This window comes from Pseudomonas sp. ChxA (assembly GCF_030263855.1).
Classification (GTDB): Bacteria; Pseudomonadota; Gammaproteobacteria; order Pseudomonadales; family Pseudomonadaceae; genus Aquipseudomonas; species Aquipseudomonas fluorescens_CB.
Genome location: NZ_JARPMK010000001.1, coordinates 4433961 through 4449871, shown reverse-complemented (window position 1 = coordinate 4449871; position 15911 = coordinate 4433961). Strand labels below are relative to the sequence as shown.

Genomic DNA, 15911 nt, shown 5'->3' with positions numbered 1-15911 from the left:
CAGGGGGATCGTCTAACCTTTGAGCACAGAGACAGCGGAGGCGATGATGAAGTGGTTCATGGAATGCTCGGGCTCAGTTACCTTACTGTCGGAGTGTTTGGACGATTACGTGACGGAAGAAAAAACGGTGCGTCTGGTTGATGTCTTCGTCGATGAACTCGACTTGGGTGCACTCGGATTTGAGGGTGTCGATCCTGCTGCAACGGGTCGTCCTGCCTATCACCCAGCGGTCTTGCTGAAGATCTACATCTACGGCTATCTCAATCGTATTCAGTCCAGTCACCGGCTTGACCGTGAGGCCGAGCATAAATCAGGCTCATAAATCAGGGTCAGGCCCTGAGGAATCGCTGTGTTTATAAACAGTTTTTCTGTGTGTTGGCTTGTGTCCTCTAACGCGTCGTAGATACAGGAGGGCGATCATTGACTAGTCAGAAGACTTTCATTCAAATAAGCTTGTTCTGGCTCTTATTTTTGATCTCAGTTTGAAAAAGGAAATCGATATGCCAGAAGAAAATATTTCCGTAAATCGAGGCGCACCCATGACTCTGTCTATTTCTGAACCTGGTGCAGGTCGTTACAAATAATAATCGAGTGCTCTAGCCGCAATAAAAAGGACTTTGCAAATGATCGATAGTAGAACTGAACCCAACCTGATGAAAGTGAACGATCCCAATAGCAATCCAAGGCTGCCTTTCAAGACCTTTAACCATATCGGGAGTTTTCTTTTAATTCTATTGAGTGTTTTTGCAACTACTGCAGCTGCTGGTAGCCAGGGTGCACCCACTGAAAAAGAATATTCAGATGCAATAGCATCCTATGCAGCCTTGATTGGATTTGAACCTATGCATGGGAATGTTAAAGATAGCCTTCAATTTATTAGATATGTCGAGGATGGAAAAGTCACGAAAGAATACTTTGTTTCTTTTGGTGCAAATGGATGCATTGAGTCCATGAAATTGCAAAATACATATGCTGGGGAGGCTTCTGTGAACTTAAAAAAAATAAAAAACAAAATGACCTCATTTCACGGGAAGGCTGAAGAGGGATATTATGATCTTGATGCTGATTGCAGGATAGTAAAAAATATAAAAACCAATGAAGAGTATCTCTATGAAAATAATTTGATATCCGAGGTGAGGAAAAATGGAGAGATTGTAAAAAGCTTCAAATTTAACGCTAAAAATGAGCTCATTGAAGTCACCCAATATGCACCCTATGAATATGTGCAGAAATTAGAGTATCTAAAAAGTAAAAATACCACAACGGGGATTGTAACCTCTGTTCACATGGGGGGCAGTTCAGCAAATGAAGAAGCGACATGCTTTGACTTTGATGCCAATAGAAATCCATCGTATTGTGACGTGGCTCGTAATATAAATTCTGAAAATAAAAATATAAAATACATGTACAAAAACAACTATTATTGATCTTTCAGCTTTTATCTCGCTGGGAGATCGGGGTCAGAAATCGGGGTCAAACCCTGAGGAATCCCTAAGGCCTAAGGGGCTGACCCCGATGCTGCTACCCCGATGCTGCTCTAGCTGGACAGGATGCTCCTCGGCGTCCGTTTTGGCACAGTCTGGAGCGCTGGCCGTCACGCCTAATTGGCGGCTAACAGCCCCTTTACCCTCGACCGCCAAGCAAACCCCACCACCATCAACAACCCCAAGCCCGCCATCCCAGCCCCCGCCAGCGAAATCGCCGGATAGCCCCACCCCGCATTAATTACCACACCGCCCAGCAGCGCCCCAATCGCATTGCCAAAATTAAACGCCCCGATATTCACCGCCGACGCCAGGTTAGGCGCGTCCTTGGCCGCCTCCATCACCCGCATCTGCAACGGCGGCACCAGGGCAAAACTGGCCACGCCCCATATCAAGATGGCCACGGCCGCCGGCAGCGGCCAGCGCATCAGTACGGTGAACGCCAGCAACACCGCAATCAGCACGCTCAGCGACACGATCAAGGTGCGGTCTATCGAGCGATCCGCCGCCTTGCCGCCCCACAGGTTGCCGAGGGTCAGGCCTACGCCGAACAGTACGAGCATGGCGGTGATGTAGGCGGTGGAGGCGTGGGTTTCGCTGCTGAGAATCGGCGCGATGTAGGTGAATACGGTGAACATGGCGCCCGAGCCGATGACGGTGAGGGCCAGTGCGCCCAACACCGGGCCACGCCCCAATACGCGGATTTCGGCCATCACGCTGACGTGTGGCGGCGCCTTGAGGTTGGGCAGGGCGAACCACAGCGCTGCCATGGCGACAACGCCGAGGCCGGTAATGCCCCAGAACGCGGTGCGCCAGCCGAACAGTTCACCGAACCAGGCGGCCAGCGGCACGCCGCCGATGGTCGCGAGGGTAAGGCCCATAAACATGGCGGCCACCGCGCCGGCACGTTTCTCCGGGGCAACCACGCTGGCGGCGACCACGGAGCCCACGCCAAAGAACGCGCCGTGGTTCAGCGAGGTGACGACTCTGGCGATCATCAGGCTGTAGTAGTCGGTAGCGAGGGCGGACATCAGGTTGCCCAGGGTGAAAATCGCCATCAGCCCGATCAGCAAATAGCGCCGAGGGATCTTGCCGGTTGTCAGGGTCATCAGCGGCGCGCCGAGCAGTACGCCAAGGGCGTACGCACTGACCAACAGGCCGGCGGCAGGAATCGATACGCCGAGGTCGGCGGCGATGCCCGGCAACATGCCCATGGGGGCGAATTCGGTGACGCCGATGCCAAAGGCACCCATGGCGAGTGCAACGAGGGGTGGATTGATACGCATGGAAGGCTCCTTATCTATGCCGCCAATGCTACGATCCAGCCTTTGAAGGCGGTAGATGGCGTTTTTGGCAATCACCTTTGCGTAAGAGGCACAAATGGACTTCAACGGCAGGTCGGGTGAGATGTTGGTATTCGCCAGCGTGGCGCAGGAGGGCAGCTTGTCGGCGGCCGCGCGCGTGTTGGGGCTTACGCCGTCGGCGGTCAGCCGGATCATCGCGCGGGCCGAACAACGCCTCGGCACTCGGCTGCTGTTGCGCACCACGCGCGCGATCACCTTTACCGCCGAGGGCGAGGCGTTCCTGCGGGGTGCCCGGCGTATCCTGGCCGACATGGACGAGGTGGAAGAGGCCATCGCCGACCAGGGTGTGCCGAAGGGCCGGTTGCGGGTCAGCGCCGCCCTGGGCCATGGGCGCATGACGATCGTGCCCTTGGTGGCCGCCTTCAGCGCGCGCTACCCGAACATCGTGGTCGACCTGACCCTGGGCGATGAGGTGGTCGACATTCTCGGCGGCCAGGCCGATGTGGCGATACGCTTTGGCCATCTGCCCGACAGCCCGCTGACGGCGCGCAGGCTCGGTGAAACCGGCCAGGTGGTGGTGGCCTCGCCCGAGTACCTGCAGCGCCATGGCACCCCGCAGCAACCCGAAGACCTGCTGCGGCACAATTGCCTGCGCTTCAACTTTCGGCGTGCCGAACCCAACTGGCCGTTTATGCGCGACGGGCAAGCGTTTTCCCTCAAGGTGAGCGGCAATATCGAATGCAGCAGTGGTGAGGCGCTGGCGCAGCTTGCTCGTGTGGGGGCCGGTATTGCGCGTATCGGCGAGTTCACCGTCAGCGAAGACCTGCGGCGCGGCGAGCTGATACCGCTGCTGCAAGCCTGGAACCCCGGCGACGTTGAGCCGATTCACGCGGTGTTCGTCGGCGGCGCGGCCATGCCGGCGCGGGTGCGCTTGTTTGTGGACTTCTTGCTCGAACATCATCAGCGGTAAGCGTCGGTTTGCGGGCACCGTGAGGCGCGGCAATGTGAACCTTTTTCGTGCGCATAATCTGTTGCTGCGGCGGCTTATAACTGCTTGTATCCTTGCCCGCGAAAAAGGGCGAATGGCTGTCGCCGGTGCCCAGGTCCACTGTCCGCTGTTATGGAAAACCGTGCTTGCCAAAGGTAGCAATGTGAAGCGTGATACCCACCTGGTTGTGCTTTTGCTGGTCGTTATCGGTTGCTCCCTGGCGTCATTGACGGTCTGGAAGGTGTTTGCCTCTCGAGATCGCGCCCTGCAGGAGGTGAACGTCCATGGCCTGAACCTTACCCAGGCGCTGTCTACTTATTCCGACGGCATCGTGCGCCAAAGCGCGTTGTTGTTGCTCGGGCTTGTCGAGCGCCTGGAGACCGAAGGCAGCGGGCCTGCGCAAATCCAGCGGCTGAGCACATTGGTCGGCCGCCAGCAGCCGTTGATGCCGCAGCTCAGTGGTATCACGATCTACGATAGTCATGGGCACTGGTTGATGTCCTCCAACCGGCCGATTCCGGCGGGCGCCAACAGCGCCGACCGTGCCTATTTCATTCATCACCGTGACGATCCTTCCCGCGAGATTTTTATCGGCCCGCCGATTATCAGCCGGTCGAATCAGGAATGGGTGATGACCATCAGCCGGCGTTTCAATGATTCGCGCGGTGATTTTGCCGGCGTCGTATCGGTGACCTTGGGCATCGAAAACTTCTTGCGGTTATTTGGCAAGATCGACGTTGGGCAGGACGGCGCGATCGGCTTGTCGCACACCGACGGTACGTTGCTGGTGCGCTATCCGTTTCGCGAGCAGGACATGGGGCGCAACTTTTCCACGTCGCCCATCTATGTAAAGTACCTGGTTGATCAGTCAGTCGGCACCGCCTCGTTTACCTCCAGCCTCGACGGCGTGGAGCGGCTTTACGCCTTCCGCAAAAGTGACCGGCTGCCGCTGATCACCACGGTGGCGCTCGGCAAACGTGAAGCCCTCGCCGCGTGGCGCACCGAGGCGCTGCTGTCGGCGGTGGTGGTGGCGGGGCTGCTGGGGCTTACCGGTCTTATCGGCTGGTTTTTGATCCTGGATATTCGTCGGCGCACCGAAGCAGAAGATCAATTGCGTGAAACCCAGCAGCAGTTGCTCACCTCGAACGGGCAGCTTGAGTTGCTGGCGATGAAGGATGCGCTGACGGGGTTGGCCAACCGCCGCTGTTTTGATGAGAGCCTCGCCATGGAAGCACTGCGCGCCAAACGTGAGGGCACGACGCTGGCGTTGCTGATGATTGATATCGACTATTTCAAGCGCTTTAACGACGCGTACGGGCATGTGGCAGGGGACGCCTGCTTGCAGGCAGTGAGCCGAATCTTCGAGGCAAGTGTAAAGCGGCCGTCAGACCTGGTGGCGCGTTATGGCGGCGAGGAGATCGGCATCATCATGCCGGACACCGACAGGGACGGCGCCGCCGTGGTGGCCGAGCTGATTCTCGACCTGTTGAAGCAAGAGAACATCATGCACAGCACCAGCCCGTTCGGGCGGCTGACAGCGAGCATCGGCTTTGCGGCGGCCGCAGGCGATCAACTGGAGGATTTGCAAGGGTTGGTTGAGGTGGCGGATCAAGCGTTGTATAGCGCCAAGGCGGCGGGGCGTAACCAGTGCATGACGGGGCACTGGTGACAGGGGTTCACAATCGAACCCCTATTGAACGGGGCCAGCCCGTTTCAGTCAGTTAGCTCAAACCCCACTGACCAACTTCCCACCGTCCATCCGGCGCTTATACGCACTGTCCCGACTCGCCAGCCAGTAATACAACGGCGACGTCACCAGCAGCCCCACCACCCAGGACAAATCCGCCCCGTTGATGTGCGCGGAAATCGGCCCCACATACAGCGGCGTGTTCATGAACGGAATCTGCACCGCAATCCCGATTGCATACGCCAGCAGCGCCTGCGGGTTGTACTTGCCGTAGATGCCGCCATCGACGCGGAAGATCGAGGCAATGTCGTACTTGCCTTTGTGAATCGCGTAGAAGTCGATCAGGTTGATTGCCGTCCACGGCACCAGCACTACCAGCAGCACCAGCACCATGTCGACGAAGTGGCCGATAAAGTCTTTGGAGGCGAACACGGCGGCGATGGCGCAGGCGGCCAGCACCAGGGTGGAGATCACCGCACGGCTTTTGGCGGTGGGGATCCAGCGGTAGGCGAAGGTCTGGATCAGGGTGATGATCGACAGTACGGCGCCGTAGAGGTTAAGGGCGTTGTGGCTGATCACGCTGAGCAGGAACAGCACCAGCATCAGCGGGCCGATGGCGCCGGTGGCGAGTTTTACCGCCTCCATGGTGTCCATGCCCACCGGGGTGGCGAGCACGGCGACGGCGCCGAAGATGAAAGCCAGGCTGGAGCCGAGGGCGGAGCCCAGATAGGTGGTCCAGAAGGTCGATGCCACCGGTACGTCGGCCGGCAGGTAGCGCGAGTAGTCCGACACGTAAGGCGCAAAGGCGATCTGCCACAGCGCAGCCAGCGACACAGTCGCCAGCCAGCCAGAGATATTGAAGCTGCCACGGGTCAAAAAGTCGGTGGTTTGCACGTGGGTGAAGATGTAGCCAAAACCCAGCACGATGCCGGCACCGAGCACCCAGGTGCCGATGCGGTTGAGCACGTGGATAAAGCGGTAGCCGATGATGCCGATGATGCCGGAACCAATCGCACCGATCACGATGCCCACGGGCACGGGCACGCTGTCGACCACGCCGTGCAGGGATTTACCCGCCAGTACGATGTTGGAGGCGAAAAAGCCGATGTACATGACGCCGGCGATCACCACCACCAGCAGGGCACCGAGGGAGCCGAATTGCGCGCGGCTCTGGATCATTTGCGGGATGCCCATTTGCGGGCCTTGGGCCGAGTGCAGCGCCATCAGCACGCCGCCTACCAGGTGGCCAACCAGGATGGCGACGATGCCCCATACCAGGTTCAAGTGGAACAATTGCACACCCAGCGCGCCGGTCACGATCGGCAACGGCGCGATGTTGCCGCCGAACCACAGGGTGAACAGGTCTCTTACCTTTCCATGGCGGTCTTCGGGGGGCACGTATCCGATCGTGTGTTTTTCGATAAGCGGGGCGGAGGATGTTGCAGTGGTGACCATGACGAGCTCCAAGGCAAGGTGAGTACGTTGACGTACTTCGCTGTGCGCAGCCAAGGCGGCGCTTTGTTGTTGGAGTGATCATCTGCAATGGGCGCAGGGAGGTAAATTAGTAAGTTTGTTGCTATAGACCTTAAAAAATATAGCTCATCGGATTTTTTGCTCCGGTATGTTGCATGGTCTTGAATCAGTGTGAAAAAGCCGATTTTTACGCACTTGTTTGGGGCGAAGTCCCACGTTTCTGGAGGTCCCGATGGCTGCCTATAACCTGCGCCAGCTCAAATATTTTGTTACCACGGCCGAGTGCGGCAGCGTCGCCGAGGCATCGCGCAAGCTGTATATCGCCCAGCCGTCGGTGTCGACCGCGATCAAACAGCTCGAAGACAGCTTTGGCGTGCAGCTGTTTATCCGCCATCACGCCCAGGGCGTTTCGCTGACGCCCAGCGGTGCAAGGTTTTATCGCAAGGCGCTGGAGTTGCTGCGGGTAGCCCATGAGTTCGAGCAAAACGCTCTGGCCGACAATGATGTGGTGGCGGGGCAGATCGATATCGGCTGCTTTGAGACGGTAGCGCCGTTGTACTTGCCGCGCTTGATCGCGGGGTTCAAGGCGCTGTGGCCGGGGGTGGAAATCCGCATTCGCGACGGCGAGCAGCAAGAGTTGGTGCAGGCGCTGACGGCCGGCAGTATCGATGTGGCAATGCTGTTTGAGCATGACCTGGGCGGCACCATCGAAACCACCCCATTGATGCCGCCGCAGCAGCCGTATGCGCTGTTGCCGGCCGATCACCGCTTTGCGCAACAAGCCAAGGTGTCGCTGGCGGACCTGGTGCTGGAACCGATGATTTTGCTGGATGTGCTGCCGAGCCGAACGTACTTCGTGAGCATCTTTGAAGAGCGCGGGTTAACGCCGAATATTGTGTTCAGCTCGCCGTCCATCGAAATGGTGCGCGGCATGGTAGGGCGCGGGTTTGGCTTTTCGATTCTGGTGACCAAGCCGTTTACCGAGTACACCTACGATGGGCAGAAGGTGGTGTGTGTGCCGCTGGCAGAAACGGTCACCGGCTCAGGACTATCCGCCGTCTGGCTGCGACGGGCGCCGTTGACCAAGCCGGTGCAGTTGTTTGTGGATTACTGCCGCGAAGAGCTCGCCCGTTTGCTGGGCTAACCTTGAAATACCCTCTGATAAATATTAAAGCTCTACTGTGGGAGCGGGCTTGCCTGCGATAGCGGTGGGTCCGCTGCAAATGTGCCACCTGATACACCGCCATCGCGGGCAAGCCCGGCTCCCACAGGTTGGGCGGTGGTTGGATTGGAGCATAGGGCAAAAAATGTGGGAGCGGGCTTGCTCGCGAATGCGGTGGTCCAGCCAGCATCCATGTGTCTGACAGACCGCTTTCGCGAGCAAGCCCGCTCCCACAGTTGATCTGTGGTGTTTGGTAGGGAGATGGCTCAAGCGCGGATTGAATCGAGCATGCGCTCCAGCATGGCATCACATCCGGCCAACTGTTCGAGGCTCACAAACTCATCCGGCTTATGCCCCTGGTCCATGCTCCCCGGCCCACACGCCACCGTGGGAATGCCCACCGCATCAAACAATCCACCTTCGGTGCCAAACGCCACGGTGCCGAAGTCCCGCGAGCCACTGAACGCGGCAATCAACTGCGCGGCCTGGCTGCGCTCGTCGGTGACTAAGCCCGGATATGCCGAAAGCTCAGTAAACCGAATCGCGCTCTGTTTACTCACGGCCTGCATACGCGGCAGCACCTGTTGCATGGCATAGGCTTGCAGTTCTTCAGCCACTTCACCCGGGTCCATCGACGGCAATGCGCGCACTTCAAAATCAAAGCGGCAGTCGGCAGGCACGATATTCAAGGCCTTGCCGCCCGCAATCACGCCGGTCTGCACCGTGCTGAACGGCGGGTCAAACCGCGGGTCCTGGTGTTCGCGCAGGCGCTGGCCAATGCGCCCCAGCTCGCCAATCAACTCGGCGGCGTGCTCAATCGCGTTCACGCCATACGGCGCATACGCCGAGTGGCAGGCCTCGCCATGCACATCGCAACGCATCGCCAGTTTGCCTTTGTGGCCGAGCACCGGTTTCAGCTCGGTCGGCTCGCCGATAATGCATAGCATCGGTTTGACCGGCCGCTGCTCCAGCACCGCGAGCAGCGAGCGCACACCCAGGCAGCCGACTTCTTCGTCGTAAGACAGGGCGATATGCACCGGGATACGCAAGTTGGCTTTCACTAACGCTGGCACCAACGCCAGCACACAGGCGATATAACCCTTCATATCCGCCGTGCCGCGGCCAAACAGCTTGCCCTCGCGCTCGGTCAATTCAAACGGTGGCACCGTCCACGGTTGGCCGTCCACCGGCACCACGTCGGTATGCCCGGACAGCACAATGCCCGGCAATTGCACCGGGCCGATGCTGGCGAACAGGTTGGCCTTGCTACGTGCCTCGTTGTAGACCAGCTCGCACGCCACGCCGAAGCCTGCGAGGTAGTCGCGCACAAATTCGATCAGCAGCAGGTTGGACTCGCGGCTGGTGGTATCAAACCCCACCAGCGTCTGCAGCAGTTCGCGGCTGCGGCTCATCGCTCGTCTCCGGCCACGCCGTAGCCCGGTGAGCGGTCGGGGGCGAGGGCGCGGTCGATGTAGTCCTGCACTTGCGGGCGGTAGGCATCCCAGAGCTTTTGCAGTTCGGCGATGGGCTGTTCATCGGCCCAGTCCACGCGCAGGTTGATGATCGGCCAGGTCAGTTCGCCCACCACCACCAGCGCGGCGGAATGCACCGGCCCGGCTTCGCCACCGGCGTTGATGGCGGCGTGCATCGCCGCCAGCAGTCGATCGGCGAGCTGGCCTTCGCCGTGTTCGAAGGCATGCACCATCGCTTCGATTACTGCGCGGTCGGCGAGCATATTGCCCGCCGCCACACACTGTTCGCCCGACACGGCATGGTGGGTGCCAAGGGTTTCGCTGCCGCTGAAATGCACACTGCGGCCCAGGTGATCAATCGCCGTCAGTTGTCGGTATTGGCTGTAGCCGTTGCTCGTCAGGGCTTTGTCGACGGCGGCCGCAGGGTCGAGGCCTTGTTCCAGCAGGTCGAGCACGTCGGGGCCCAAAGCCGGCAACGTGATGTTCTGGGTCGACACTGCGCCCACACCGGGCCGCAACCATGGGCAGCGGGCGCCTACGGCGATGCTTGAGGAGCTGATGGCGATGCCGAGCTGGCCGGTGTCCGCGCAACGGGCGACGATTGAAAAGGTCATGGGCAGCTCCTTATTCGGGGATTACGGCGATCACGTCAATTTCCATCAGCCACTGTGGCTGGCCCAGTGCCGACACCACCAGCCCGGTGGAGATCGGGAACACGCCTTTGAGCCACTTGCCGACTTCCTGGTACACCGGCTCACGGTAGCGCGGGTCGATCAGGTAAGTGGTGGTTTTTACAATGTGGCTCAAGTCCGAACCGGCTTCTTCGAGCAGTTGCTTGACGTTTTTCATCGCTTGCTCAGCCTGGGCGCGCGGGTCGCCAAGGCCAATCAGGTTGCCGTCGAAATCGGTGCCCACCTGGCCGCGCACATACACGGTGTTGCCGGCACGCACGGCCTGGCACAGGTCGTTGTCGAGGCTCTGGTTAGGGTAGGTTTCCTTGGTGTTGAACATGCGGATGCGAGTGTGAGTAGGCATCAAAAAAACTCCGAAAAAAGTGCTCAGGCAATGACAGGCGATTTTTGCGCAACCGGTACAGGTTCGCGGTATTCAAGGTATTGGCGCTGGATGGCGATGTGGTCGGCCACGTACTTGGCGTCATGCCACACGCCCCAGATAAACGACGAACCCCGGCGCGACTGCCACGGCAAACCGAGGAAGTAGATGCCCGACTCGCTGGCCACACCGCGCTGGTGCTGCGGCTTGCCGGCGGCATCAAACGCATCGACTTTCAGCCAGCTGTAATCCACGGCAAAACCGGTGGCCCAGATAATCGAAGTGATACCGGCCTTGGCCAAGTCCAGTTCCAGGATCGGGTTTTTGATGCACTCGGCATCCGCGAACACGCGGCGCGCTTCGGGCTCCAGCGGCAGGTCGAGGCCGTTACGCTCGATGTAGGCGTCTGCGGCATCCAGCAGGGCCAGGTAGTTCTCGTCGCCGCGTGCCAGGTTTTCAACCAGGTTGGCTTGGAAGCGCGCGACGCTGCCGTCGAAGGCTTGGGTGAGGCCGACCAGGGTCATGCCTTGCTGGGCCAGCTCACGAAAATCGATGGTCTTGCCGCCGTGGGCGCCACTCACGGCAATGGTCACGTGCTCGCGACCGGGTTTCATCGCGGCCTGGTCCCACTCGCCCAGCACGCCCAGCCACCAGCAGAAGTCGCGGTTGCGGTAAGCACGCGGCGGGCGGTCGTGGGCGCCGACCGACAGGTACACCTGGCGCCCGGAGCGCTGCAATTCATCGGCAATTTGCACGCCGGATGAGCCGGCGCCGACCACCAGCACCGCGCCGGCGGGCAGTTGTGCGGGGTTGCGGTAGTCGGCGGAGTGGATCTGATGCAGCGCACTGTCTTCAGGCGCGATGGCCGGGATCACCGGCTTCTGGAACGGCCCGGTGGCGGCGACCACGCGGTTGGCTTCGATCACGCCTTCGCTGGTGTGCACGGTAAAGCCTGGGCGGCCGACGTTACGCACCACAGAGGTCACCTCCACGCCGGTGCGGATCGGCGCGTTGAACTTGCGGGCATAGGCTTCGAAGTAATCGGCCACGCGCTCTTTTGGCGCAAAACCATCGGCGGCTACATCATTAAATTCCAGGCCAGGAAAGCGGTCATGCCAGGCCGGGCCGTTGGCGACCAGCGAATCCCAGCGCCCGGTGCGCCAGCGCTCGGCAATACGGCTGCGCTCCAGCACCAGGTGCGGCACGCCTTGCTTGCTCAGGTGCTCGCTCATGGCCACACCGGCCTGACCGGCTCCCACTACCAGCGTGTCTGTTTTTGTTATGGCTTGAGTCATGTGTCTGTCCTTGCGTAATGCAGTTGGATTCAGCTTGGGCATGGCTTCAAGGCTAGGGGGAGGGCGATTTTTAATAAAATATTATTAAGCTTTGGAGTGAGCATAAATATCGGATGCAAGCTCACCCTATCGGGTGATTTCGAGGACGCGGCGGGTGTGTGACCATCCTCGCAGTTCTTTGAGCGAGGCTTCGACGTGGAAAACGACCGGCTTTCTTCTGCGCAATGGTTTGAACAGATGGCCCTGGTGACCGAGAACATCGGGCAATCGGGGTTCGCTGCCGCCTTGTTCAATGCCCTCGGGTGTGTGCAGCCGATACAGGCCACGACGCTGTATTTTTACCCGCGTGGCGGCATGCCCAGTGCCCTGTTCGAGCTGGACGGGCCGTGGTTGCCGCAAGGCAATGTGCGCCAGTACCTGTCGGGCTTTTACTTGCTCGACCCGTTTTACGACGCCTGCGTGGAAGGCGTCAGCTCAGGCTGTTATGCCTTGGCCGACGTTGCGCCTGACCACTTCGAAATGAGCGAATACTTCCAGTCGTTCTACCGGCACTCTCAGCTCGAAGACGAGCTCAATTACATCCTGCAATCGAGCAAAGGCTCCAGCCTGGCGGTGTCGCTGGCGTTTACGCAAAAGCTCGACGCCGCCACCACCGCACTATTCAAGCGCATAGCCCCTTGGGTATTGGCCGTGCTGGGCAAACATTTTGTCGGCCTGGATGCCCACGGTGCACGCTTCGAAAACCTGCTGGAGCAACGCATTCACGCAGCATTGAACAACTTCGGCTCGTCGATCCTGACCGAGCGTGAATGCCGCATCGCCCAACTCATTTTGCGCGGGCATTCCACCCGCTCGCTGGCCGAGCGCCTTGAGGTGTCGGAAGACACCATCAAGTCCCATCGCAAACACATCTACACCAAACTCGATATCGGCGCGCAGTCGGAACTGTTTGCGTTGTTTATCGACTCGCTCGCCGAAGCCCAGGGCGTGCTGAGCAAAGACCCGCTTGAAAGTTACATGAGCAAGCACCGCTGAGCGGCCTTGCTAGCCCTTGCGTCACGACCAATAAGAGAGAAAAGCCATGAATCTACCCGCCCAAATCAACCGTCGCACCGAGGATTACCAACAGTCTGATGCGGCCCACCATATCCATGGGTTTGTCGACCAGAAGGCGCTGAATGCTGAAGGCCCGCGTGTGATGGTGCGTGGCGAAGGCTTGTACCTGTGGGACAGCGAAGGCAAGCGTTACCTGGACGGCATGTCCGGCCTGTGGTGTACCCAACTGGGTTATGGGCGTCGGGATTTGACCGCCGCCGCGGCCGCGCAGATGGACCAGCTGGCGTACTACAACATGTTCTTTCACACCACCCACCCGGCGGTGATCGAGCTGTCGGAGCTGCTCTTCAGCCTGTTGCCGGGGCACTACAGCCACGTGATCTACACCAACTCCGGCTCCGAGGCCAACGAGGTGTTGATCCGTACCGTGCGCCGTTATTGGCAAGTGGTCGGCCAGCCGCAGAAGAAAATCATGATCGGCCGCTGGAACGGCTATCACGGCTCAACGCTCGCGGCCTCGGCGCTGGGCGGGATGAAGTTCATGCACGAGATGGGCGGCATGATTCCCGACGTCGCGCACATTGACGAGCCGTATTGGTTTGCCCATGGCGGCGAGCTGACACCGGCCGAGTTTGGTCGTCGGTGCGCGCTGCAATTGGAAGAAAAGATTCTGGAACTGGGCGCCGAAAACGTCGCCGGGTTTATCGCCGAGCCGTTCCAGGGCGCGGGTGGCATGATCTTCCCGCCTGAAAGCTACTGGCCCGAAATCCAGCGCATTTGCCGTCAATACGATGTGCTGCTGTGCGCCGATGAGGTGATTGGTGGTTTTGGCCGTACCGGCGAGTGGTTCGCCCACCAACACTTCGGCTTTGAGCCCGACACGTTGTCGATTGCCAAGGGCCTGACCTCCGGCTACCTGCCCATGGGTGGCCTGGTGCTGAGCAAGCGCATCGCCGAGGCGCTGGTGGAGCAGGGCGGTGTGTTCGCCCACGGGCTGACCTATTCCGGCCACCCGGTGGCGGCGGCGGTTGCGCTGGCCAACCTCAAGGCGCTGCGCGATGAAGGCATCGTGCGTCAGGTGAAGGACGACACCGGGCCGTACTTGCAGCAACTGCTGCACGACGCGTTTGGCAACCACCCAATGGTCGGCGAGATCCAGGGCACGGGCCTGCTCGGGGCGTTGCAGTTCGTCGAAGACAAGGCCACGCGCAAACGCTTTGCCAACGAAAACGACCTGGCCTGGCAATGCCGCACCTTTGGTTTTGAAGAGGGCGTGATCATCCGCTCGACCCTGGGCCGCATGATCATGGCGCCGGCCCTGGTGGCCACACGCGCAGAGCTGGATGAACTGGTCGACAAGACCCGCATTGCGGTAGACCGCACCGCACGGATCGCGGGAAAACTCTGAAGTGACCTGGTCACCACCCTGGGTGCGGGGTGGTGAGCAGCCTGCATCAGATACGGCTTGAACGGCAGCGAGTCCATCGACTGCCGCGATGGCCTGCATCCCTCTTTCCAGGAGTCACCCATGAATACAATAACAAGCGTGGCCGAAACTCCCTCCCATCACACTTCACCCAAAGCCGCTTCAACGCGGCGCTTTCGCCAGCCGCTGGGGCTGGTCGGGCTGGTGCTGTTCGGCCTGGCCTACATGGTGCCGCTGGCGGTGTTTACCACCTACGGGCTGGTCACGCAGATGACCAAGGGGCACTTGCCGACCGCCTATATGCTGACCCTGGCGGCGATGTTGCTGACTGCTTACAGCTATGGGCGCATGGTCCAGGCGCATCCATTTTCCGGCTCGGTCTACTCCTATACGCGCAAGGCGTTCGGCGCGTATTTCGGTTTTATCGCCGGCTGGACCTTACTGCTCGACTACATCTTTTTGCCGCTGCTCAGTTATTTGTTGATCGGCATCTACATGTCCGAGTACTTCCCCAGCGTGCCGACCGCCGTGTGGGTGCTCGGCTCGATTGCGCTGGTGACCACGCTGAACCTAGTGGGCATCGAGTCCATCACTCGGGTCAACTGGGTCCTGATCGTGGCCCAGTTGGTGTTCATCGCGGTGTTCGTGGCGCTGTCGGTGCACAACCTCAGCGGTCAGCCGGCGCCCGTTTCGCTGCTGGCGCCATTCCATCATGAAGGCTTCAGCGCACCCTTGATCATGGCCGGTGCGGCGGTGCTGTGCTTGTCGTTCCTGGGCTTCGATGCGGTGTCGACCATGGCCGAGGAAACCCCCAACCCGCGTCGCACCATTCCACTGGCGATCATGGTGGTGTCGTTGTTCGGCGGCTTGCTGTTTTTGCTGGTGTCGTATTTCGCGCAAATGGTCTTCCCGGAATGGAACACCTTCGCCGACCCGGATTCGGCCTCGGTGGATGTAATGCGCCGGGTCGGTGGCGAGGTGCTGGTGACGGCGTTTACCGCCACTTATGTGGCCGGCTGTTTCGCCTCGGCGATGGTCTCCCAGGCCAGTGTGTCGCGGGTGTTGTTCGCCATGGGCCGTGACGGCGCGCTGCCTCGCGTGCTCGGCAAGCTGGTGACGAAAAAACGCGTGCCGGCTACGGCGATTGTGCTGGTCAGCCTGTTCTCGTTGATTGCGCTGTTTATCACCCTCGACACGGTGGCCAACATGATCAGCTTCGGCGCGCTGTTCGCGTTCTCGGCGGTGAACCTGGCGGTGATCAAGCATTACGTGGTCGACCAGCAATTACGCGGCACCCGCAACTACCTGCTGTATGCCGCACTGCCGGCGCTGGGGTTCCTTAGCACTATTTGGCTGTGGACCAGCCTGTCGAGCCTGTCCTTCACCATCGGTCTGTGCTGGATGGGCGTTGGCCTGATTTGTCTGCTGGGGATCACGCGCGGCTTGCGCGTGAAGATGCCTGAATTGCAGATCGCAGAATAAAACCTTCACCTGTCCATCGACCTTGATTG

Annotated in this window: 13 protein-coding genes and 1 pseudogene; 8 read left to right on the top strand and 6 right to left on the bottom strand. The window is 59.8% G+C overall.

Annotation, left to right across the window (positions count from 1 at the left end):
• Positions 1–46: 46 nt before the first annotated feature.
• Positions 47–304: pseudogene (locus tag P5706_RS19625) on the top strand (transposase); the annotation flags it as partial.
• A 319-nt stretch (positions 305–623) separates the two neighbouring features.
• Positions 624–1427 carry a YnfC family lipoprotein gene (locus P5706_RS19620; protein WP_285681055.1) on the top strand — a complete coding sequence of 268 codons (804 nt, stop codon included), beginning with the start codon at positions 624–626 and terminating at the stop codon, positions 1425–1427.
• A gap of 173 nt (positions 1428–1600) precedes the next feature.
• Here P5706_RS19620 and P5706_RS19615 read toward each other — a convergent pair whose 3' ends face one another.
• A complete protein-coding gene (locus P5706_RS19615; protein WP_285681052.1) occupies positions 1601–2770 on the bottom strand; it encodes an MFS transporter in 1170 nt (389 codons plus the stop codon).
• 94 nt (positions 2771–2864) lie between these two features.
• Here P5706_RS19615 and P5706_RS19610 point away from each other — a divergent pair, with 94 nt between their 5' ends.
• Positions 2865–3758 (top strand): LysR family transcriptional regulator, encoded by an 894-nt coding sequence (locus P5706_RS19610; protein ID WP_285681050.1) that lies wholly within the window; start codon positions 2865–2867, stop codon positions 3756–3758.
• Positions 3759–3939: 181 nt separating this feature from the next.
• Positions 3940–5445 carry a sensor domain-containing diguanylate cyclase gene (locus tag P5706_RS19605; RefSeq protein ID WP_285681048.1) on the top strand — a complete coding sequence of 502 codons (1506 nt, stop codon included), beginning with the start codon at positions 3940–3942 and terminating at the stop codon, positions 5443–5445.
• 57 nt (positions 5446–5502) lie between these two features.
• On the opposite strand, the gene P5706_RS19600 is transcribed toward P5706_RS19605, so the two are convergent.
• Complete coding sequence (locus tag P5706_RS19600; RefSeq protein ID WP_200433362.1) at positions 5503–6918, bottom strand: purine-cytosine permease family protein; 1416 nt, start codon at positions 6916–6918, stop codon at positions 5503–5505.
• 250 nt (positions 6919–7168) lie between these two features.
• On the opposite strand from P5706_RS19600, the gene P5706_RS19595 reads away from it, so the two are divergent.
• Positions 7169–8080, top strand: a complete 912-nt coding sequence (locus P5706_RS19595; RefSeq protein WP_285681046.1) for a LysR substrate-binding domain-containing protein — start codon at positions 7169–7171, stop codon at positions 8078–8080.
• A gap of 284 nt (positions 8081–8364) precedes the next feature.
• Here the strand turns inward: P5706_RS19595 and argE are convergent, their stop codons facing one another.
• Genes argE through P5706_RS19575 form a run of 4 tightly spaced genes read right to left on the bottom strand, consistent with a single transcriptional unit; the run spans position 8365 to position 11960 of the window.
• The gene (argE, locus tag P5706_RS19590; RefSeq protein ID WP_285681044.1) at positions 8365–9510 is read right to left on the bottom strand and encodes an acetylornithine deacetylase; all 1146 of its coding nucleotides are present in this window, start codon (positions 9508–9510) and stop codon (positions 8365–8367) included.
• Complete coding sequence (locus P5706_RS19585) at positions 9507–10184, bottom strand: DUF1028 domain-containing protein (RefSeq protein WP_058421955.1); 678 nt, start codon at positions 10182–10184, stop codon at positions 9507–9509. Before P5706_RS19585 ends, argE begins: the two co-directional genes overlap by 4 nt.
• Positions 10185–10194: 10 nt before the next feature.
• The gene (locus P5706_RS19580) at positions 10195–10605 is read right to left on the bottom strand and encodes a RidA family protein (RefSeq protein WP_003207327.1); all 411 of its coding nucleotides are present in this window, start codon (positions 10603–10605) and stop codon (positions 10195–10197) included.
• 23 nt (positions 10606–10628) lie between these two features.
• Positions 10629–11960: a flavin-containing monooxygenase gene (locus P5706_RS19575; RefSeq protein WP_502945499.1), complete on the bottom strand. Its 1332-nt coding sequence runs from the start codon at positions 11958–11960 to the stop codon at positions 10629–10631.
• 195 nt (positions 11961–12155) lie between these two features.
• Between P5706_RS19575 and P5706_RS19570 the strand changes: the two genes are divergently transcribed.
• From P5706_RS19570 to P5706_RS19560, 3 genes are all read left to right on the top strand, one after another.
• Positions 12156–12953, top strand: a complete 798-nt coding sequence (locus tag P5706_RS19570; RefSeq protein WP_200433390.1) for a helix-turn-helix domain-containing protein — start codon at positions 12156–12158, stop codon at positions 12951–12953.
• 46 nt (positions 12954–12999) lie between these two features.
• Positions 13000–14382 (top strand): aspartate aminotransferase family protein, encoded by a 1383-nt coding sequence (locus tag P5706_RS19565; protein ID WP_285681037.1) that lies wholly within the window; start codon positions 13000–13002, stop codon positions 14380–14382.
• Between the two features lie 120 nt (positions 14383–14502).
• Complete coding sequence (locus P5706_RS19560) at positions 14503–15882, top strand: APC family permease (RefSeq protein WP_285681035.1); 1380 nt, start codon at positions 14503–14505, stop codon at positions 15880–15882.
• Positions 15883–15911 lie beyond the last annotated feature (29 nt).